The following is a 24,179-nucleotide window of genomic DNA, read 5'->3' on the forward strand; positions in this document are numbered from 1 at the left end:
CCTGCCGGCCTTCCCCAGGGCTCCACGCCGCGCCCCAACCCGCAGCCTCAGACTCTCGGCAATACCGCCACCCCGCCGCAGGCCCCCCAGACCCCGGTCAGACCTCAATCCTCGCCTGCCGGCGGCGGCCTTCCCCAGGGCTCCACGCAACCCACAACCCCATCATCGCAGCTCCCGGGCAATGCTCCCCAGGGGAACACGAGCGCAACGACGCAGGGAGGCACGCCCCCCAAGCCCGGCGAGACGTCCCCAACCGCGCCACCGAAGGAGGTCACCGCCAAGGACAACACGTCCGCTCAGACCTCCCCCAAGCCCGGCGATACCGGCGGCAAGAGCTCCCCCACGCAACAGCCCGCTTCCCCCGCGCAGGGCAAGCCCGCGACGGCGCAGGGGGGCACGTCCCCCAAGCCCGGCGAGACGTCCCCAACCGCGCCACCGAAGGAGGTCACCGCCAAGGGCAATACGTCAGCTCAGCCCTCCCCCAAGCCCGGCGATACCGGCGGCAAGAGCTCCCCCACGCAACAGCCCGCTTCCCCCGCGCAGGGCAAGCCCGCGACGGCGCAGGGAGGCACGACCCCCAAGCCCGGCGAGACGTCCCCAACCGCGCCGCCGAAGGAGATCACCGCCAAGGACAACACGTCAGCTCAGCCCTCCCCCAAACCCGATACCGGCGGCAAGAGCACCCCCACGCAACAGCCCGCTTCCCCCGCGCAGGGCAAGCCCGCGACGGCGCAGGGAGGCACGACCCCCAAGCCCGGCGAGACGTCCCCAACCGCGCCGCCGAAGGAGATCACCGCCAAGGACAACACGTCAGCTCAGCCCTCCCCCAAACCCGATACCGGCGGCAAGAGCACCCCCACGCAACAGCCCGCTTCCCCCGCGCAGGGCAAGCCCGCGACGGCGCAGGGAGGCACGTCCCCCAAGCCCGGCGAGACGTCCCCAACCGCGCCGCCGAAGGAGATCACCGCCAAGGACAACACGTCAGCTCAGCCCTCCCCCAAACCCGATACCGGCGGCAAGAGCACCCCCACGCAACAGCCCGCTTCCCCCGCGCAGGGCAAGCCCGCGACGGCGCAGGGAGGCACGACCCCCAAGCCCGGCGAGACGTCCCCCAAGGCGCCACCGAAGGAGGTCGCCGCCAAGGACAACACGTCCGCTCAGCCCTCCCCCAAACCCGGCGATACCGGCGGCAAGAGCACCCCCACGCAACAGCCCGCTTCCCCCGCGCAGGGCACGTCCACCGGCGCCTCGACCTCGACGTCACGGCCCGCGGGGCAGGGCTCCCAAGAGCCGGGGCGCGATCGCCCGGGACCGCAGCCGGGGAGCTCGTCCACCACGACTGCCCCAGTGCAGGACGGCGAGGTGACGTGGATCGCGGCCAATGCCGTCAAGATTAGCAAGTGGAGGACTGCCACCGGGAGACGAAGCCGCCGAGAGGCAAAGCAAGCACTCCCGAAGCTCGCCGGCCCGCTGACCCACGGCGGCTTCCCCACCGATCCCGCGGACGCGAAGAAGAAGATCGGGAAGCGCTTCCCCAAGGGACGGCTGTTCAGCGATGCCGAGTGGGACGCCTTCAAGGAGCTCTCCTCGACCCCGGAGGGACAGACCTGGCTCAAAGCCTCGGGCATGCTCCCGCACGACCAGATCGAGGAGTACCTGTCGAACGACAACCCCGAGAAGTTCCGCGGCTTCCACAAGCTCCACAAGCCGAGCAAGGTCGTGCTCGCCAGCTACGTCTCGCGCAACAGCGGCGACGACGGTAAGCGCTTCGAGGGCACGCCTCCGGCGGCGGTGGCCCTGTCCATGGAGGCGAGGCACACGACCGACCCGGCGAGGCGGGACGAGCTCAAGAAGCAGATCGATCAGGGCATCGCCAAGGAATGGGCCAAGACGTTCGAGCATACGGAGCCCAACGACGCCGCGAACAAGGCCATGGACCGGGGCGCCGTGCTGGCGCCGAAGACGCTCAAGGACACCTTGACGCGCGCAGAGCCCAAGTCGCTCTCGAAGGACGAGGCCCTCGCCCGGCACCGGCAGGCGAACGAGGTGCTCAAGAACACCTTCCACCTGCTCCAGGCCGGCGCCGAGATCTACGACGCCGGCTCGAAGAGCCATGTCCCGCTCCAGGGCGTACCGGTCGCCAAGCTCCTGTCCCACGGCGGCCGCGTCAACATCCAGGTCCCGGCGGGCAGCCCGCCCTACGCGCTGACAGAGTTCCTCGGCATCACCGACGAGCACGGCAATCCCAGGACCGGCGTGTTCAAGCGCGACTACGGGACGCATCACGTCTCGCTCCGCAACGGCAAATTCAAGGAGGAGGGCGGACGCGGCGCCATGGTGAAGTCCAAGTTCGACGACACCGAGCTCTACGGCATGAACCCCACCATCGGCGGGCTCGGCCTCAAGGACTTCAACGGCGACGTCATCCTGCCCGACGGCGCTCACGGCCACCTGTTCATCGGCTACCGCCCGCCCAAGCCGGACAGGTCTGGCGCGCTCCAGATCGGCCTCGAGACCACCGGCCCGGGCGCGCCAAGCACCGTCGGCTACGTCCACAACTGGCGCTCCACCGAGAAGACCGCCAACCCCATCTCCAGCGTCGGCGGCCTCAAGCAGGACAAGATCGGCGACGAGAAGGGCAAGAACGCCCGCACCGTGAACCTGGGCAAGCTCGGGGCCGATTGGAGAGGGGTCCTCCAGGGCCGAGCGGACCAGTTCGCGCATGACGTGGCGGAAAACCCGACAGAGGCGATCAAGAATCTCGTCGGTCCACGCGAAATTCCGCCGCAGGACACCGAGGAGACCGCGGCGCGCGCCCCCGACGAGGCTTCTGACGGGTCTCCCGACGAGTCATCCGACGAGTCGTCCGACGACGGGTCGGATCGGTCCGAGCGAGGTTCGCGGGGCGGTGATCGCCGCGATCCGCCGGGAGACGCAGCGTCCGACCCGAAGCGGGGCGCAGAGGATCCCGGGCGAGGCGGCTCGGATCAGCGGCAGCGCGGGGCCGAGCAAGCCCCCAAGGGCAAGGCGCCCCGCGAGATGCCCGGTGACGCGCCGGAGCAGAGGACGGCCAAGACGCCGGAGGCCTCGAGCCCTCGCCCGGAAGCTGGAGCGACGCAGAGCGCGCCAGGGAAGGCGTCGGAGAGGCCTGGTCAGCCTCGGCTGGAGACGACCTCGCCGCCGCCCGCGCCGCGCACCGTCAAGCCGACGGCCATCACCTCGGGGATGCAGGCGCCGCTCCCACCGCCCGCGCCCCCCAAGGCGGGGTGGCTCGGCAAGAAGCTCGGCACCGGAGGGCACGGGCTCGGCGGGATGGTCTCCAACAAGGGGGCAGCGGATCGCGAGCAGGCGCTGGCGGACCAGTACGAGCTGCAGGTCGGACCGGACAGCGACGGCGCCGACGACACGCACTTCTCGCACAAGATGCTCGACCACATCGAGAAGGCCCTCGGTGACCTGCCGCCCGAGCACATCACCGGCAGCCCGACGCTGCGGAAGATCATCCGCGACCTCTCCTCGGAGGAAGCGGCGAGCGCGTACGACGAGCTCACCGACACGATCAACATCGTCAATCCCCCGAAGGTCCCCACCTTCATCTACAGCCGGCTCAACCGGCGCTGGGGCTGGCAGCGAAAGCGGATGGATCGCGGCGCCATCCGGGACTACGACGGCGTCGACAAGGAGCAGGACAAGGCGCTCGGCATCACCGACAAGCGCCACGTCATGGGCGGCGTGTCCGACGTGCTCGCCAACGGCAACCTGCTCAAGTGGACGATGCGCCACGAGGTCGCCCACTCCATCGACAAGCTTGTCGACTGGAGGAGCCTCGCCGGCGAAGACCGGTTCGGCGGCTGGAAGGTGCACTCCGACACGCGGGACGTCGAGCAAGTCGCCCGCGCCATCTTCGACAAGGCGGGCATCACCGACGATGAGGCGAACAGCGAGACCGACGGGGTCTCCCTGCTCAAGACCTTCGCCTCCTTCCTCCATCCGCCCTCGCGGCGCGAGGACATGGCTCCCCTGGAGGAGTTTCCCGCGGAGATCGCCTCCGAGAATCCTGACCTGAAGAAGAAGCTCGACAAGGCCGTCGACACCGTCAAGATCGCCATGGCCCAGCCCTGGACGCTGGACGACGGTGGGGCCTCGAAGCTGGAGGTCGACGGCCGTATCTACCACGTCGACCAGTACAACAACTGGGTCAGCTATAACGCCGACGCCCGCAACAACGCCGTCTCCAACTACCAGTTCTCCACGCCCGCCGAGTGGTTCGCCGAGACCTACGCGGCCAACTACGACCCGAACCCCGCGCCGAAGGCGCAGCTGACCCAGGCGGTGCGCGACTTCTTCGACAACGAGCTCTCGGACCTCGTCAACAGTGGGCGCGAGCGATGGCAACGCATCAACGAGAACACCCGGAACGCCGAGCAGAGCACCGGGAACCAGCCGCCCGCGGGGAGCTCGGCGAACCCCAGCGCGGCGAGCCCCAGCGCGATCACCGCGGGCTTCGCCGGGGACATCACGACCGGAGCTCGTTCCGGCGATTCGAGCGCGGCGAGCTCACCCCGCGACGCCACGGGCGGCTCCCCCCAGGACAGCTCACCTCGCGGCGCCACCGGCGGCTCCCAGACCAGCCCGCCCCGCGACGCCACGAGCGGTTCCCAGGACAGCTCGCCTCGTGACGCCTCGGGCGCCTCCCAGGACGGCGCGGGCCAGGAGACCGACGGCGCGCGCGAGAGCCTGGGCAACACCCAGGCCGCCCTGCAGACGCTCGTCGACGCCAGCAAGACCTGGTCGCATCCGGCCACCGCCGCGGACAAGCAGGACGCCAAGAAGCTCCTTGGCGACCTCATGCGCTCTCAGGGCGTGGACAGGTCGCTCGTCGACAGGCTCGCGGAGCTCATCGACGACCCCGACTCCCTCTCCCACGACCAGTTCGCCATCTGCACGCTGCAAAGCGTGCTCCGCACGCAGCTCACGTCCGACCTGTCCGGCTTCGCGCGCGTGGTCGCGGCCGAGTTCACCGGCAAGCTCTTCGATCGGGAGGGCAAGCAGATCGCCGACTTCTCGCTCGACAAGCAGGGCGAAGACAGCACGACGACGCGCTTCCAGACGCCCGACGATCCCATCCAAAGCGTCATCCGCGGCGAGTTCCCGCTGAAGGGCGCCCCCATCGGCAACAAGCTGCTCCAGAACGGCGTCAAGAAGGCCGGGGCCAAGCGCTACGACGTCAAGAGCAAGGGGCGCGCCTGGTCCGACAAGCACGTCCTCGATTACCTCCTGGCCCGGGGCATGGGCAAGATGCTGAGCACGCTCGCCCCCGACCAGTACCAGGCGGACGCCGACTACACCGCCAGCGTCGTCCCCGGCTACCTCGACAAGGCGCCCACGCGGCACAAGGGCGCCACAGGCCCGTCCAAGAAGCGCGGCGATCTGCAGCTCTCGGCCGATTCACTGGTGACGCTCTTCACCTCGATCCTCGGCGGCGACGCCCAGACCATGGTGGCCGAGGACGATTACGACGTACGCCGCATCAACGATGCGCTCGCGAAGCCCGAGCAGGCGCCGTTCGCCCTGGCCACGTTCCTCGACGGCAAGGGGCTCGTCGAGCGCGCGGCGCAGTCCGCGAAGGATCCCACCACGGCCAAGCCGTTCGACAAGGCGGTCACGAGCCGCACGTCGAGCCCGCACCAGGTCATCATCGACGGCAAGATCACCGAGGACGGCGACCATTACGTCGTCCCGCTGGACACCTGGCAGCAGCGCTTCTCCATCAAGGTGAAGAAGGACGTCCTGCCGTCGCTCTTCCCGGTCTTCACCTACGGAACCTATCTCCCGTCGCAAGCGCCGGCTGCGAACGACGCGACCGGCGACAAGGCGCCGGAGAGCAGCGCGTGGAGCAAGCTCACCACGGGGGGCGGCGACCCGCTCGGCACCGGAGGACGCGGGCTCGGCGGGCTGTTCTCCAACAAGGGGGCAGCGGAGCGCGAGCAGGCGCTGGCGGACCAGTACGAGCTCCAGATCGGCCCGGGCGAGGGCGCCGCCGGCAAGCACTTCTCGCACAAGATGCTCGACCGCATCGAGAAGATCCTCGGCGAGCTGCCGCCGGATCACGTCACCGGCAATCCGACGCTGCGGGCCATCATCCGCGACCTCTCCTCGGAGCGATCGGCGAGCGAGTACGACGAGCTCACCGACACCATCAACATCGTCAATCCCAAGCTCAAGAACATCGAGGTGCCCAGCTGGCTGTACAGCCGGCTCAACCGGGGGGTGAGCTGGCAGCGATACCTCATGGATCGCGGCGCCAAGGCGGACTACGACGGCATCAGCAAGGACCAGGACAAGGCGCTCGGCATCACCGGACGCCGCCAGGTCATGGGCGGCGTGTCCGACGCGCTCGCCAACGGCAATCTGATCAAGTGGACGATGCGCCACGAGATCGCCCACTCCATCGACAAGCTTGTCGACTGGAGGAGCCTCGCCGGCGAAGACCGGTTCGGCGGCTGGAAGGTGCACTCCGACACGCGGGACACCGAGCAGGTCGCCCGCGCCATCTTCGACAAGGCGGGCATCACCGACGACGAGGCGAACAGCGAGACCGACGGGGTCTCCCTGCTCAAGGCCTTCGCCTCCTTCCTCCATCCGCCCTCGCGGCGCGAGGACATGGCTCCCCTGGAGGAGTTTCCCGCGGAGATCGCCCCCGAGGATCCCGACCTGAGGAACAAGCTCGACAAGGCCGTACGCACGGTCAAGATCGCCATGGCCCAGCCCTGGACCCTGGTCGACGGCGGAGCCACGGAGCTGGAGGTCGACGGCCGTATCTACCACGTCGACCAGTACGACAACTGGGTCAGCTATAACGCCGACGCGCGCAACAACGCCGTCTCCAACTACCAGTTCTCCACGCCCGCCGAGTGGTTCGCCGAGACCTACGCGTCCTACTATGACCCGAACCCCGCGCCGAAGGCGCGGCTGACCCAGGACGTGCGCGACTTCTTCGCGAACGAGCTCCCGGACCTGGTCAACAGCGGGCGCGAGAAGTGGCAACGCATCAACGAGAATACCCGGAACGCCGAGCAGAGCACTGGGACGCAGCCGCCCGCGGGGAGCGCAGCGAGCGCCATCACCAGCGGGCACAACCCTGCCGCGAGCGACGACCCGGGCAAGCCCCAGGAGGCGTCGCGGGACAGCGCTCCTCGAGTTCCACCCCGGGACGCCCCGGCGAACACGCTCGCCGGGAACAACCCCGGTTCGAACACCGGGGACAGGGCAGCCGACCCGCAAGCGCAGCTCGACGAGATCGAGGAAGCGCCGGAGCCGCCGTCGGAGAGAGCGCCGGATCCGGAGACCGCCACCCCGGTCGAGGAGGTGACCTGGATCGTCGACAAGGCCGTCAAGAACACCATCTGGCGCACCGACACCGGCATGAGGAGCCGCGAGCGGGCCAAGCACGCCCTCTCCGCGATCCAAGGCCCGCTGAGCAGCAGCGGCTTTCCCCCCGATCCCACGACGGCCAAGGAGCAGGTCGGAGGCCGCTTCCCCAGGGGGCCGCTGCTCAGCGACGCCGAGTGGAACGCCTTCGAGCAGCTCTCCTCCACCCCCCAGGGCCAGACCTGGCTCAACGCCTCGGGCCTGCTCACGCACGAGCAGGTCGAGCAGTACCTGTCGGGCGACCTGAGCAAAAACCCCGAGCAGTTCCGCGGCTTCGACAAGCTCCACAACGCGAGCAAGCTCGTGCTCGCCAGCTACGTCTCGCGCCAGATGAACGGCGGCGAGGCCGGCAAGCGCTTCGAGGGCACCCCGCCCGCGGCGGCGGCCCTGTCCATGGAGGCCAGGCACACGACCGACCCGGCCAGGCGAGAGGAGCTCAAGAGGCTCATCGACCAGGGTATCGTGGAGGAATGGTCGAAGACCTTCGAGTACACCGACCCCAACGACGCCGCGACCGAGGCCATCAACAAGGGCGCCGTGCTCGCGCCAAAGACGCTCCTCAACACCCTGACCTTCACCAAGGGCAAGGAGCTCTCGAAGGACGAGGTCGTCAAGCGACACGGGCAGTCGCTCAAGGTGCTCAAGAACATCTTCCACCTGCTCCAGGAAGGCGCCGAGATCTACGACGGCGCCTCCAAGAGCTATGTCCCGGTGGACAACGTGCCCGTCGCCAAGCTCCTGTCCCACGGCGGCCGCGTCAACGTCCAGATCCCCGCCGGCAGCGCTCCCTACGCGCTCATGGAGCACCTCGGCATCACCGACAAGAACGGTAAGCCCACCGCCGGCGTGTTCAAGCGCTTCATCGGAACCCACCACACCTCGTTCGAAGGGGGCAAGCTCAAGGAGCAGGGCGGCCACGGCGCCGCCCTGCTCGCCAAGCTCGACGACACCGAGCTTTACGGCATCAACCTCGCCGTCGGCGGCCTCGGCCTCAAGGACTTCAACGGCGACGTCATCCTGCCCGACGGCGCCCACGGCCACATGTTCCTCGGCTATCGCCCGCCCAAGAAGAACAGGCCCGGCGCGCTCCAGATCGGCATGGAGACCACCGGCCCGAACGCCCCCAGCACCGTCGGCTACGTCCACAACTCGCGCTCCACCGAGAAGACCGCCAACCCCATCTCCAGCGTCGGCGGCCTCAAGCAGGACAAGATCGGCGACGAGAGCACCAAGAACGCCCGCACCGTCGACCTCGGCAAGCTCGGCAGCGACTGGGCCAAGACCCTCAAGGACCGCGCCGATAGGTTCGAGCAAGAGCTGAAGCAACGAGGGAAGGACGCGCTCCACGAGCTCCTCGGCCCCCGCACACAGCCGCCTCAGGCGCTGCAGGACGGGTCGGGAGGCTCCGAGCAAGCCCCGCAGGGCGACGAGCGCCGTGATCCGACCGGTGAGCAAGGCGATCGAGGGAAAGCGCCGGCGGAACCCGGCCAGTCCCGGCCCGAGACGACCTCGCAGCCGCCCGCGCGGCGCAGCGGGAACCCGGCCACCGCCATCACCTCGGGGATGCAGGCGCCGATCAGGCCGCCCGCGGCCGGCGCGGAGAGCTCCGCCGCAGCGTCCGCGACCGCGGACCCGGGGACGGAGCAGCCGCCGCGAGCGCCCACCAACGTGGGGTGGCTCGGCAAGAAGCTCGGCACCGGCGGACACGGGTACGCCGGGATGCGCCGCAACGAGGGGGCCGCGGATCGCGAGCAGGCGCTGGCGGACCAGTACGCGCTGCAGATCGGACCGGACGACGCCGCCACCGACGAGCACTTCTCGCACAAGATGCTCGATCATATCGAGAAGGCGCTCGGTGATCTGCCGCCCGAGCACATCACCGGCAGCCCGACGCTGCGGAAGATCATCCGAGACCTCTCCTCGAAGGAAGCAGCGAGCGCGTACGACGAGCTCACCGACACCATCAACATCGTCAATCCCCCGAAGGTCCGCACCTTCATCTACAGCCGGCTCAACCGGCGCTGGAACTGGCAGCGAAAGCGGATGGATCGCGGCGCCATCCGCGACTACGACGGCGTCGACAAGGAGCAGGACAAGGCGCTCGGCATCACCGAAGACCGCCACGTCATGGGCGGCGTGTCCGACGTGCTCGCCAATGGCAACCTGATCAAGTGGACCATGCGCCACGAGGTCGCCCACTCCGTCGACAAGCTGATCGACTGGAAGGCGAGCCACGCCGGCGATGACCGGTTCGGCGGCTGGAAGGTCCACTCCGACACGCGGGACCTCGAAGAGGTCACCCGCGCCATCTTCGCCAAAGCGGGCATCACCGACGCGGAGGCGGCGCACCAGACCGACGGCTTCTCCCTGCTCCAGCGCTTCACCTCCGTCCTCGATCCCTCCGCGCGGCGCGAGGACATGGCGCCTCTGGAAGAGTTTCCCGCGGAGGTCGCCTCCGGCGACCCAGACCTGAAGAAGAAGCTCGACAAGGCCGTTGGCACCGTCAAGTTCGCCATGGCCCAGCCCTGGACGCTGGACGACGGCGGGGCCTCGAAGCTGGCCGTCGGCGGCCGCATCTACCACGTCGACCAATACAACAACTGGGTCAGCTATCGCCAAGACGCCCGCAACAACGCCGTCTCCAACTACCAGTTCTCCACGCCCGCCGAGTGGTTCGCCGAGACGTATGCGTCCTACTACGACCCCAACCCCGCGCCGAAGGCGCGGCTGACCCAGGAGGTGCGCGACTTCTTCGCGGACGACCTCCCGGGCCTGATCAACCAGGGGCGGGACACGTGGCAACGCATTCGGGACAACATCGCGCGCAGCGCCGGCAACCAGCCGCCCGCAGCGGGCTCGAGCGCCATCACCACCGGCTCGAACAACCTCGGTGATGGCCAGACCGGCGACCCCGCGGACATGCTGGCCGGGTACAACCCCGCTTCGAACACCGCGGACAGGGCAGCCGACCCGCAAGCGCAGCTCGACGAGATCGAGGAAGCGCCGGAGCCGCCGTCGGAGAGAGCGCCGGATCCGGAGACCGCCACCCCCGTCGAGGAGGTGACCTGGATCGTCGACAAGGCCGTCAAGAACACCATCTGGCGCACCGACACGGGCATGAGGAGCCGCGAGCGGGCCAAGCACGCCCTCTCCGCGATCCAAGGCCCGATGAGCAGCAGCGGCTTCCCCCCCGATCCCACGACGGCCAAGGAGCAGCTCGGAGGCCGCTTCCCCAGGGGGCCGCTGCTCAGCGACGCCGAGTGGAGCGCCTTCGAGCAGCTCTCCTCCACCCCTCAGGGCCAGACCTGGCTCAACGCCTCGGGCCTGCTCACGCACGAGCAGGTCGAGCAGTACCTGTCGGGCGACCCGAGCCAAAACCCCGAGCAGTTCCGCGGCTTCGAGAAGCTCCACGACGGCAGCAAGCTCGTGCTCGCCAGCTACGTCTCGCGCCAGATGAAGAGCGGCGAGGCCGGCAAGCGCTTCGAGGGCACCCCGCCCGCGGCGGCGGCCCTGTCCATGGAGGCGCGGCACACGACCGACCCGGCCAGGCGAGAGGAGCTCAAGAGCCTCATCGACCGAAGCATCGTGGAGGAGTGGTCCAAGACCTTCGAGTACACCGAGCCCAACGACGCGGCGACCGAGGCCATCAACAAGGGCGCCGTCCTCGCGCCCAAGTCGCTCCTCAACACCCTCACCTTCACCACGGGCAAGGTGCTCTCGAAGGACGAGGTCGTCAAGCGACACGGCCAGTCGCTCAAGGTGCTCAAGAACATCTTCCACCTGCTCCAGGAAGGCGCAGAGATCTACGACGGCGCCTCCAAGAGCTATGTCCCGGTAGACAACGTGCCCGTCGCCAAGCTCCTGTCCCACGGCGGCCGCGTCAACGTCCAGATCCCCGCCGGAAGCGCTCCCTACGCGCTCATGGAGCACCTCGGCATCACCGACAAGAACGGTAAGCCCACCGCCGGCGTGTTCAAGCGCTTCGTCGGCACCCACCACACCTCGTTCGAAGGGGGCAAGCTCAAGGAGCAGGGCGGCCAGGGCGCCGCCCTCCTCGCCAAGCTCGATGACACCGAGCTTTACGGCATCAACCTCGCCGTCGGCGGCCTCGGCCTCAAGGACTTCAACGGCGACGTCATCCTGCCCGACGGCGCCCACGGCCACATGTTCCTCGGCTATCGCCCGCCCAAGAAGAACAGGCCCGGCGCGCTCCAGATCGGCATGGAGACCACCGGCCCGGGCGCGCCAAGCACCGTCGGCTACGTCCACAACTGGCGCTCCACCGAGAAGACGGCCAACCCCATCACCAGCGTCGGTGCCCTCAAGGTGGACAAGATCGGCGACGCGAGCACCAAGAACGCCCGCACCGTCGACCTCGGAAAGCTCGGGAGCGACTGGGCAAAGACCCTCAAGGACCGCGCAGAGCGGTTCGAGCAAGAGCTCGAGCAACGAGGGAAAGACGCCCTCCACGAGCTCCTCGGCCCCCGCACACAGCCACCTCAGGAGCTCCAGGACGACGGTGTGGGCCGCTCGGGCGATATGCTCGCCGGAGCCGCAGCGCCGGGCGCGACCCCCTCCCCCACGCCGACCACCGCCGGAGGAGCTGCCCAGGTCGAGCCGAGCGCCCAGGACCCAGGGAAAACGCTCGACCAGCTGCTCGGCTCGCTGGACGAGCAGAGCCGCGCATGGTCGCAACCGGCCACCGACGAGAACAAGAAGGACGCCAAACGGCTCCTGACCGGGCTGCTCCAGCAACAGAACGTGCGCCCCTCGGTCATCGACAGGCTGCGCGAGCTCATCGATAACCCCGCCTCGCTCTCGCAGTCTGCCTTCACCAACTGCGCGCTCACCAGCATCCTCTACCCGACGCTGAAGGACGATCTCGCCACCACCTCCCATCTGGTCGCGGCGATCTTCACGGGCAAGCTGCTCGGCAAGTTTGCGGATTCCACCGGAGCCGCCTCCTTCCAACCGCAGGGCTCTGGCAAGGGGCCGCTCAGCGACAGCCTGGACCTCCTCCGGCGCGTGATGACAGGAGATGTCCCGCAAGCGCTCGGCCCGGCGCCTACCAGGCCGCTCGTCAACGGCCTCCGGACCGCCAAGGCCAAGGGCGACAGCCTGAAGGAGGCCACGGACCGAGCGGCGGTGGAGCGCCATCTCCTCGACCATCTGCTCACCCGCGGCCTCGTCGAGATGCTCGGCCCCGGCGCCCTCGCGAAGCTCGAGCAGCAGACCGACCGCGCCAATCAACCCAGCGTCGCCGCGGCGCAGGGCGACCTGCTGGCCTCGGCGAACTCGGTCTCGAGCATCTTCAAAGCGGCGCTCGGAGCGAACGCCACCGTCATGACCAAGAGCTCCCCCGGGGGCTACGACGTCACGCGCGTCAATGACGCCCTTCAGCAGGCGGACCAGGCAGGGTTTGCGATCGCCACGGCGATGGACGGCGAGGCGCTCTGGAGCGCAGCGGAGGCGCATGAGGCCAGCTCCACTGCTCCGTACGCCCCCGTGTACGTCGCGCGGCTCGGCGAGCCCGCGACGATCGTGCCCCACCATGCCCCGATCGACGGGGAGATCAAGGACCTGGGCGACTCCTTCCTCGTGCCGCTCCAGTCCTGGGGGCGCACCTTCCCCGTACGGGTGAACAAGGAGGACATGCCGAAGGTCTTCGCGGCGATCACCTACGGCACCGCTCTCCCGTCGCGAGCGCCGTCTTCGACCGCCTCCTCTCAAGAGCAAGCTCTGGCGGATGTGAAGGCAGGGTACAACCCCGCTTCGAGCAGCGGGGATGCGGCGGCCGACCCGCAAGCGCAGCTCGATGCGATCGAGGAGGAGCCGGAGCCGCCGTCGGAGAGAGCGCCGGATCCGGAGACCGCCACCCCGGTCGAGGAGGTGACCTGGATCGTCGACAAGGCCGTCAAGAACACCATCTGGCGCACCGACACGGGCATGAGGAGCCGCGAGCGGGCCAAGCACGCCCTCTCCGCGATCCAAGGCCCGATGAGCAGCAGCGGCTTCCCCCCCGATCCCACGACGGCCAAGGAGCAGCTCGGAGGCCGCTTCCCCAGGGGGCCGCTGCTCAGCGACGCCGAGTGGAGCGCCTTCGAGCAGCTCTCCTCCACCCCCCAGGGCCAGACCTGGCTCAACGCCTCGGGCCTGCTCACCCACGAGCAGGTCGAGCAGTACCTGTCGGGCGACCCGAGCCAAAACCCCGAGCAGTTCCGCGGCTTCGAGAAGCTCCACGACGCGAGCAAGCTCGTGCTCGCCAGCTACGTCTCGCGCCAGATGAAGAGCGGCGAGGCCGGCAAGCGCTTCGAGGGCACCCCGCCCGCGGCGGCGGCTCTGTCCATGGAGGCGCGGCACACGACCGACCCGGCCAGGCGAGAAGAGCTCAAGAGCCTCATCGACCGAAGCATCGTGGAGGAGTGGTCCAAGACCTTCGAGTACACCGAGCCCAACGACGCGGCGACCGAGGCCATCAACAAGGGCGCCGTCCTCGCGCCCAAGTCGCTCCTCAACACCGTCACCTTCACCACGGGCAAGGTGCTCTCGAAGGACGAGGTCGTCAAGCGACACGGCCAGTCGCTCAAGGTCCTCAAGAACATCTTCCACCTGCTCCAGGAAGGCGCCGAGATCTACGACGGCGCCTCCAAGAGCTATGTCCCGGTAGACAACGTGCCCGTCGCCAAGCTCCTGTCCCACGGCGGCCGCGTCAACGTCCAGATCCCCGCCGGCAGCGCTCCCTACGCGCTCATGGAGCACCTCGGCATCACCGACAAGAACGGTAAGCCCACCGCCGGCGTGTTCAAGCGCTTCGTCGGCACCCACCACACCTCGTTCGAAGGGGGCAAGCTCAAGGAGCAGGGCGGCCAGGGCGCCGCCCTCCTCGCCAAGCTCGATGACACCGAGCTTTACGGCATCAACCTCGCCGTCGGCGGCCTCGGCCTCAAGGACTTCAACGGCGACGTCATCCTGCCCGACGGCGCCCACGGCCACATGTTCCTCGGCTATCGCCCGCCCAAGAAGAACAGGCCCGGCGCGCTCCAGATCGGCATGGAGACCACCGGCCCGGGCGCGCCAAGCACCGTCGGCTACGTCCACAACTGGCGCTCCACCGAGAAGACCGCCAACCCCATCACCAGCGTCGGTGCCCTCAAGGTGGACAAGATCGGCGACGCGAGCACCAAGAACGCCCGCACCGTCGACCTCGGAAAGCTCGGGAGCGACTGGGCAAAGACCCTCAAGGACCGCGCAGAGCGGTTCGAGCAAGAGCTCGAGCAACGAGGGAAAGACGCCCTCCACGAGCTCCTCGGCCCCCGCACACAGCCACCTCAGGAGCTCCAGGATAGCCAGCAACGCTCGGACAACGAGCCCGGTGATGACCCGGCCGACATGCTGGGCGGGTACAACCCCGCTGCGAGCAGCGGAGATGCGGCGGTCGACCCGCAAGCGCAGCTCGATGCGATCGAGGAGGAGCCGGAGCCGCCGTCGGAGAGAGCGCCGGATCCGGAGACCGCCACCCCCGTCGAGGAGGTGACCTGGATCGTCGACAAGGCCGTCAAGAACACCATCTGGCGCACCGACACCGGCATGAGGAGCCGCGAGCGGGCCAAGCACGCCCTCTCCGCGATCCAAGGCCCGCTGAGCAGCAGCGGCTTTCCCCCCGATCCCACGACGGCCAAGGAGCAGCTCGGAGGCCGCTTCCCCAGGGGGCCGCTGCTCAGCGACGCCGAGTGGAGCGCCTTCGAGCAGCTCTCCTCCACCCCCCAGGGCCAGACCTGGCTCAACGCCTCGGGCCTGCTCACCCACGAGCAGGTCGAGCAGTACCTGTCGGGCGATCCGAGCCAGAACCCCGAGCAGTTCCGCGGCTTCGAGAAGCTCCACGACGGGAGCAAGCTCGTGCTCGCCAGCTACGTCTCGCGCCAGATGAAGAGCGGCGAGGCCGGCAAGCGCTTCGAAGGCACCCCGCCCGCGGCGGCGGCCCTGTCCATGGAGGCGCGGCACACGACCGACCCGGCCAGGCGGGAGGAGCTCAAGAGCCTCATCGACCGAAGCATCGTGGAGGAGTGGTCCAAGACCTTCGAGTACACCGAGCCCAACGACGCGGCGACCGAGGCCATCAACAAGGGCGCCGTCCTCGCGCCCAAGTCGCTCCTCAACACCGTCACCTTCACCACGGGCAAGGTGCTCTCGAAGGACGAGGTCGTCAAGCGACACGGCCAGTCGCTCAAGGTGCTCAAGAACATCTTCCACCTGCTCCAGGAAGGCGCAGAGATCTACGACGGCGCCTCCAAGAGCTATGTCCCGGTAGACAACGTGCCCGTCGCCAAGCTCCTGTCCCACGGCGGCCGCGTCAACGTCCAGATCCCCGCCGGAAGCGCTCCCTACGCGCTCATGGAGCACCTCGGCATCACCGACAAGAACGGTAAGCCCACCGCCGGCGTGTTCAAGCGCTTCGTCGGCACCCATCACACCTCGTTCGAAGGGGGCAAGCTCAAGGAGCAAGGCGGCCAGGGCGCCGCCCTCCTCGCCAAGCTCGATGACACCGAGCTTTACGGCATCAACCTCGCCGTCGGCGGCCTCGGCCTCAAGGACTTCAACGGCGACGTCATCCTGCCCGACGGCGCCCACGGCCACATGTTCCTCGGCTATCGCCCGCCCAAGAAGAACAGGCCCGGCGCACTCCAGATCGGCATGGAGACCACCGGCCCGGGCGCGCCAAGCACCGTCGGCTACGTCCACAACTGGCGCTCCACCGAGAAGACGGCCAACCCCATCACCAGCGTCGGTGCCCTCAAGGTGGACAAGATCGGCGACGCGAGCACCAAGAACGCCCGCACCGTCGACCTCGGAAAGCTCGGGAGCGACTGGGCAAAGACCCTCAAGGACCGCGCAGAGCGGTTCGAGCAAGAGCTCGAGCAACGAGGGAAAGACGCCCTCCACGAGCTCCTCGGCCCCCGCACACAGCCGCCGCAAGAGCTCCAGGACACCCAGCAACGCTCGGACAACGAGCCCGGGGATGACCCGGCCGACGCGGCGCAGCGCACCGGAACGCCGGCGAACGTGCTGGCAGGCTATAACCCCGCGTTGGACGGCGAGAGCATGGCCGTCGATCCGCTGCCGCACACCGGCAGCGCGCAGGTCGAGCCGAGCCCACAGCGCCAAGACAGAACGCTCGACGAGCTGCTCAGCGCGCTCGACGAGCAGAGCCGCGCGTGGTCCGGTCCGGCGAACGACGAGCTCAGGCGACAGGTCGCGAACAGCCTGACAGGCCTGCTCGAGTCGCTGAACGTCGACCGCGCGATCGTGGACAGGCTGCGCGAGCTCATCGAGAACCCCGCGTCGCTGTCGCAATCCGCCTTCAGCAGCTGCGGCCTCAGCAGCGCCCTCTACACGATGCTGAAGGGCGATCTCGCCACCACCTCGCACCTCGTCGTCGCGCTGTTCACGGGCCGGCTGCTCGGCCGGCTCGCGCAGGCGCCCGGGGCCCGGGAGCTCGGCGCGCAGCCGAATGCGGACAGGGCGGTGCTCAGCGAAGACCTCGACATCCTCCGGCGCGTGATTACCGGAGAGATCCCGCGCGCCCTCGGCCCGGCTCCGACGCGGCCGCTCGTCAACGGGCTCAAGACGGCCGGGGCGAAGCGCGGCGGCCTGACCAAAGCGACGGACCGGCAACAGCTGGATCGCCACCTCCTCGATCACCTGCTCTCCCGAGGCCTGGTCGAGCTCCTCGGACAGGACGCCGTCGCGCAGCACGGGAAGCGAACCGACCGCGCCAAGCAGCCCGGCGTCGCGGCGGCGCAGGGCGATATGCTCCTCTCGGCGAACTCGATCGCATCCCTCATGAGCGACGCGCTCGGGGCGGAGGTCGTGATCGAGAGCGGCGTCTCCGAGGGCGACGTCGCTCGCATCAACGGGACGCTCGGGCGCACGGATCGATCCGGGTTCGCCGTGGCGACCGTCGCGAACGGCAAGGCGCTCTGGGAAGCGGCGAAGCGGCACCGCGACGGCGGCGGCGCGGCGCCTCAGGCTCCCACGACCATCGCGCCGCTCGGCAAGGGCGAAGCCGAGAGCCGGCACCATTTCGCGATCGACGGCGAGATCACGGCCGACGGCGACGCCTTCATCGTGCCCGTCCAAACGTGGGGGCAGTCGTTCCCCATCCGGGTGGCCAAGGCCGACATGCCAAGGCTCTTCGAGGTGATCACCCTCGGAACCTACCCCCCGCCGCGCGCCCCGGCCCCGGGCACCTCCGCCGAGCAGGAGGCTCCGGCGCACCTCGCGTCGCGCGGCTCGTCGGGGACAGCACGAGAGGGCGCGGACACGGCCGACCTGCTCGCGGGAGCTCCCGCGAAGCAGGACGGGGCCAGCGCCGCTCGCGGGCCTGCCGCAGCGTCGGGGAGGCCCCATCCCGGGAGCGTCCAGCGCATGTCGTCAGGGCTGTACCAAGCCCTCCAGGAGAGCGTCCCACAGCAGCGCCTGAACCAGGCGATGCTCCTCGTCGACGACATCATCGGAGCGAGGCTCCTCCCGCAGATCCTCGATATCCTGCCCATCGAGACGGCCGCCGCCAAGCGGCTCGCCGAGGAGATCGTCGAGACGTGGCTGGTGTTCCACCCCGGCGTGCGCCAGCTGCCCCCGGACGAGCTGCAGCGGCAGCTCGCAGCGCACGTCGAGGTCGTCGTGCGCACGCTCAAGCGGGATCAGGGTCTCCGTGCGATCGGCCGAGACAACGACGCCGAGGAGGAGGGCGACGCCACCGGCGAGACGCCTCCCGCCGCCGCGAAGACGAACACCCCGCAGCTCCCCGAGCGGGCCCCCGACGCGCCCGTCGACACGAACCCGCCCCCGGGGGAACCGGAGAGCGACGACGAGTCCGATAGCGACGAGTCGGAGAGCGACGACGAGTCCGGTAGTGAAGAGTCAGAGAGTGACGATGAGTCCGATAGTGAAGAGTCGGAGAGCGACGACGAGCCCGATCGCGACGACGAGTCCGATAGCGGCGATGAGTCGGAGAGCGAGGAGAACCCGTTCGGCGGCCTGGAGATCGACCTGGAGCCTGACGTCGAGAAGCACAAGGCGGAGCAGCGCGAAAAGCGAAACCAGAAGCCCAAGCGCGAGAATCCTGCGCAAGAGGCCGTTCCCGAGTGGATCTGGGGTGTGCCGCCCTACGAGGACCTGCAGAAAAGGTTGGTCGAGCGCTTCGATGACGACGCGGTGAAGCGCGCGCTCACCGGGCTCCTGGCGACCGCGAAGGGAAGCTCGACCGCGCTCGCGCGGTTCCTGAACAGCCGGATCAAGGGCTCCCCCGAGGGCAAGGACCCGGAAGCGGCATTCAAGCGCGTGCTCGATGGCTACAGAAACGCGGAGAACCGCAGGCTCGCCTTCGACGTCGCCAAGGCGCTGGGCGCCCTCGACGCCCTCGAGCAGAGGCAGGGCATCGACCTCGCGGCCCTGCGCGAGCCGCCGCCACCGCCCCCGCAGAAAGGCGAGGAGGAGACGCCGCGCGCGATCCTCAAGAGGGCCAAGGAGGGACGCTGGGTCACCACCGAAGAGCTCGGCGTCATCCAGCGATCGATCGGCGAGCGCGCGTTCGCCGGCATGCTCGCGCGCGCCATGGACAAGGGCAAGGTCGCCAACACCCGCGGGATCATCGAGCAGCTGGTCCGCCACGCCGGGCGCCTCTCGGATCCGGCGCTGTCGCCGCCGCTCACGTCGACCTCGCTGGTGGTCGACTCCAACCTGGTCGCCGATCTCTTGACGCCGATCGACCAGCTGTCGCCCGCCAGGAGGGACATCCGCGATCAGCTGGAGTTGTTGATCAGCAAGCACGGGATCACGGACCTGCGCCTCGCCAACATCAACATCGGAGAGCTGTTCCAGCACGACGACATCATCGGAAGCACGTTCACCACGTCCGGTGGGCTAAAGCTCCCCTGGTACGGCATCCGGGTCGATCGCAGCCGGCGCGGCGCCATGGCCCAATACGACGAGGGGTTCGAGCAGCTGACGAGAGGCTCGGTGGGGGAGAAGAAGGGCAGCGCCGACCGCAGCATGCTCGCCGACGCGTTCTTCTCCGAGCGCGCCGGCGACGGCGACGCGCCCCCTGTGCCCCATTTCGCCACGAACGACAACGGCATCCTGACGCCGCTCCTCCATTTCGCCGGCATCGACGCGGCGGAGCGTCGCGAGAAGCCGTTCGACAAATTCGTCGAGGAGAAGACCGGGGGAACCACCTATTTCAGCCCGAAGGTCCAGGGCCGTGAGATCAAGGCCCATGCGATCCTCACCCAGAGGAGGCAAGCGCCCCCCGCCCCCGAGGGCGCCGCGCCCGCCCGGAGCGAGCCCATCGGCGCGTCGCTCCTCGACACCCCGGTCGGATCCACCCTGCGGGTCCACGACCTGATCTCGCTCATCAGCACCTCCGGCTTCGGCGTCTACTTCGTCGGAGGCGCGGTGCGCGACGCCCTCAGCGGCATCGCGCCCAGGGACGTCGACCTCAAGACGAACATGCCCATGTCGCGGCTCGAGGAAGCGCTGCGCCGCGAATATCCGTCCCTCCCCGTCACCACCATCCCCGACCTGGGCCTGCTCCAGGTCGGCGGCGGCGATAACGTGGTGGACATCACGGCCGGCGACGACACCAGCGCGCCGGGCCCGTTCGACGTCATGGCCGACGCGCAGAAGCGCGACTTCCGGATGAACGCCATCTACCTCGACAAGGATGGCTACGTTGTCGATCCGCTCGACGGGATCGAGGATCAGCTCCTCGGCAGGCTGCGCTTCGTCGCCGACCCCGGCCCCGGCGCGACCGTCGAGGAGCGGCAGCGCGCCGTCGTCGAGCACCTGCACAAGGCGCCGTGGAACCTCGGCCGCGCGCTCAAGTTCTACAGGCGCGGCTACGTGCTCGAGCCCGAGATCCTCAATGCCTTGCGCGACAACGCCGAGAGCATCATCGATTCGATGAAGAAGCGCGAGGCGCCGCTCCGCGACAAGTCGCTGTTCCTGCACCAGACGCGCGCGAAGTCGCCGGATGAGCTGCTCGAGACCATGGAGGTGCTCGGCTTCCCCCGGGGCGCGATGCACAGGCTCATCCCCGACGAGAAGGCCGGCCGCTTCGACGACGAGAGCTTCGCCTACGATCACGACATCCTGCCGCGCTGGCGCGACACCCCCGACAACGACGCCAGGGATTACCCGCTGGGCGCGCCGGAGATGAAGGTCGACGTCGCGACCGGCCGGATCTATCAATACCGCTTCCACGCCCTGCTGCCGCAGCGGCCGGGGCAAGCGGCGGAGCGCGTCATCATCGACGTGGACCTGAGCGACCACAACCAGCCAGGCCACAACGCGCCGCACTACCACGTCTACCGCTGGCGCGACCGCGACGGGAAGGCCAAGTGGGACAAGAAGAAGAACGGGTTCTCGGACACCGGCCAGCCGGGCCGCCCGCGGATCGACGGCGACTACTACCGCGGCCCGCAGCCGTGGCGGTTCGACGAGGAGCTCGACAGCACTAGCGACGATTTCCTCGCGGACGCCGAGCGGCTCATCACGGACGCAAAGATCGATTTCACGACGATCGGCGACCAGATCGACCTCGGCGGGCAGGTCAGGCTGCACCGCGATCGGCTGCGAGAGCTCCATCGCCGCGGGCAGCTCGGCAAGCTGCTCACGCTCGTCCAGAACCTGAACAACGGGATCCCCTGGTCCCCCAGGGACCAGGCGACGGCCGACCTGTCCGGCTCGCATCGCGGCCAGGAGCGGCTGCGCTTCACGCCGCAGCTGGACCAGGTCGAGCCCTTCCTCCGCGACAGCGGCATCGAGGACCCGAGATCGATCGGCATCTTCGCCGAGCGCGGCCAGATGCGGCACGACGCGCTGCTGCGGCTCTACGACCTGGTGAGCGGCGAGGTGCGCCCGGATCTGCGCCGCCCGGCGGCCGCATTCGCGCTGGAGCGCGCCAGTAGCTATAACGAGTTCGTCGAGCGCTTCGAGTTCTACATCGCCTCGATGCAGGACAACCTGTCCGGCGCCGACGTCGAGGCCCTCTGGCAAGCGCAGCGGCAGGCGGCCCAGGAGGCCGGCGCCGTGGGCGACGTCACGCTCGGCGATGGCGACGAGCTGCGGGAGCGGCTCGCGGCGGCGGCCAGCGAGCTGCGCTTCGAGTCGGCGAGCACCGCCGCCTACCACGCGAAGAAGCACGCCGCCGACTTCCTGACCCCGGCGGAGCTGGCGGCCGCGTCACAGGCGGACGTCGTGCGGCGTTACCTCGATGCCGCGCGCGACGTGGTCCGCAACGCCACCGCCATCGAGGCGCGCACCGACGAGACCGGCGCGACCAACGTCGTGCTCTGGCACGGCGCGAACAAGGCCATCGCGCGGGTCAGGCCCGACGGTACGGCGCACCTCCTCACCAGCTACGCCCACGACCGCCGCGACATCGCGCCTGCGGCGGCGTCCACCCCTCCGGCGGGGATCGTGGCGAAGAGCGCGTCGCGCTCCGGGGCCCCGAGCTCGCAGGTGAGCAACACCGGCATCGTGAACATCGGCAACAGCTGCTTCCTGTCGGCCGGCCTCACGATGCTCGCGCACACCGACGCCTACTATGACCTGTTCGCGCCGCGCGACGGCGAGGACCTCGACGCCGCAGGCCCCCGGCTCCGCGCCGCGGTACGCCCGATCCTCGAGCAGATCCGGGCCGGCACGCTCGTCGGGGCGGAGAGCATGCAGGCGCTCGACGACGTCCTGCGCGACACCGGCGTGCTCGGCGCGTCGTCCAGGACGACGCAGCAGGATCCCAGCGAGGTCCTCTTCAGACGCCTCTTCGAGAGAGCGAGCCTCGACACCGCCGGCGTGACCCTGGCCCAGAGGCAGCGAACCGACTGGAGGGGGGTCGAGCTGCGCGAGACGGGTGAGACGCTGGGAGATCGCACCTCGCTCGACGACAACCCCGTATGGGACTCGGCGCAGCCCGACGTCGTGCTCAGCCCGTTGGTCAACGGCAGCCGCACCCTGCAGCAGGCGCTCGACGCCCATTTCGGCGCGAGCACCATGGATGACGTGGCCGCCGTGCGCCAGGGCCGAGCGGTGAGGGGCAGTCCATCGAGGCGGCTCCTCGTCGATTCGGCCAACAACACGCCTCGGGCAGTCACGATTGCTCTGCAACGCGGGGACGGGGAGAACGAGAGCAGTGTCGACGTCCCCGAGTGGCTCAGCGTCAACGGCCGCTGGTACCGTCTGAACGTGGTCGTCAATCACCACGGGCCGACGGGGGACGCGGGGCACTACACCGCGATGACGCGCAACGCGGCGACGGGGCAGTGGCAGGTACGCGACGACCGCACGGTCTCCGACGCCGACCCGCGCGCGGCCGCCGAGCGCAGGAACCGCGGCTACCTGTTCACCTTCGAGCGCGTCGACGCGGCCAACGGACCGGACGCGGCGGCCGAGGCCGCGGCCGCGAGGATCGTCGGTACGGCGCTGGCGCCTCTCCCGAGCGCCGCGTCCAGCTCCGCCGCGACGAGCGGCGCTACCGAGCCCGACGGCGGCGCTCCGGCCGATCGGCTCGGCTCGTTCAGCCCCTGGAACGGCGCCTCCGAAGCGACACAGGGCCAAGAGACCTCGCGAGCGACGGACGCGACGGCTGCTCTCGACGCGGTGACCGTCCCCCCGGAGATCGACGCCCTGGTGCGGACGCTGGTCAAGAAGAGCGACGCGTGGTCCTCCCCGCGCACGCAGGCCGACAAGCAGGAGGCGATCGCGCTCGTGACCGAGCTCTTGCAGCAGCTCGGCATGGACGCGAAGGTCGTCGACAGGGCCGGCGAGCAAGGCAAGGACTCGCCCGATTCCGAGCACTCCACCTGCACGTGCGTGCGTTAGGTTCCGGACCCTCGGACCAGCTGCGCGAGGGCGCGCGCGCTCGCCTCGTCCGCGGGTGAGAACACGAACATCGAGAGGCCGTCACTCCCTTCGACGTAGAACACCGACGACTCGAGCACGATCTCGCCGACCTCGGGGCGGACGAGCCGTTTCTGGAACCCGCCGTGCGACCGGATCTCACCTTCGTCCCACAGGCGGCGAAAGTCGGGGCTCGTCTCCATCAATTCGTCGATCAGCGCCGTCGCCTCGTCGGATTGGCCAGCACGCGCGATGTCGACGCGGAACGACGCGAGACAGGTACGGCGAACGTCTTCGACGTGGTGCACCTTGTTCTCTGAGCCCGGTTGAAAGATCCGGCGCAGCAAGTTGCGGTCGCGCTCCGGGACCGCCGCGTAATCGCCGAGCACCGCGACCGCCGCGCGATTCCAGGCGACGATCTGGAACGTCGGCGTCTTCACGAAGGCGGGGACGGCGAGGTTGTCGAGCACGAGCTGGAGCGACGGCGTGACCGCCGCGGGCGGCGCGGGCTTGCGCGGCGGCGGACGGCCATGCGCGAGCAGGAACAGCATCTCGCGATTCGTGTCGTCGAGCTCGAGGGCGCGGGCGAGGCGCTCGAGCACGTCGTCCGACGGCACGCCGCCGCGACCTTGTTCGAGCCACGTGTACCAGGTCACGCTCACACCTGCCCGGGCGGCGACCTCCTCGCGGCGCAACCCGGGGGTGCGTCGACGCGCGGTGGTCGTGGGACGGACGCGCTCGCGGCGGTCGCGCAGGAACGTGGGGAGGGTGGTAGCCGCCATACCAGTATAGCTGCCCGTCTTTTCGGACGAGCGATCCGAGCGTACGGTCCTCGTATGACCAAGTCAATT

Annotated in this window: 2 protein-coding genes; one reads left to right on the forward strand and one right to left on the reverse strand. The window is 69.2% G+C overall.

Annotated features, from left to right (window positions below; all coding sequences use genetic code 11):
- Positions 1-1,347 precede the first annotated feature (1,347 nt).
- A complete protein-coding gene (locus WMF26_RS41055; RefSeq protein ID WP_437997186.1) occupies positions 1,348-23,310 on the forward strand; it encodes a hypothetical protein in 21,963 nt (7,320 codons plus the stop codon).
- On the opposite strand, the gene WMF26_RS41060 is transcribed toward WMF26_RS41055, so the two are convergent.
- Complete coding sequence (locus WMF26_RS41060; protein ID WP_437997187.1) at positions 23,307-24,110, reverse strand: helix-turn-helix transcriptional regulator; 804 nt, start codon at positions 24,108-24,110, stop codon at positions 23,307-23,309. The genes WMF26_RS41055 and WMF26_RS41060 overlap by 4 nt on opposite strands.
- Positions 24,111-24,179 lie beyond the last annotated feature (69 nt).

This window comes from Sorangium sp. So ce185, from assembly GCF_051526825.1.
Taxonomy (GTDB): Bacteria; Myxococcota_A; Polyangia; order Polyangiales; family Polyangiaceae; genus Sorangium; species Sorangium cellulosum_D.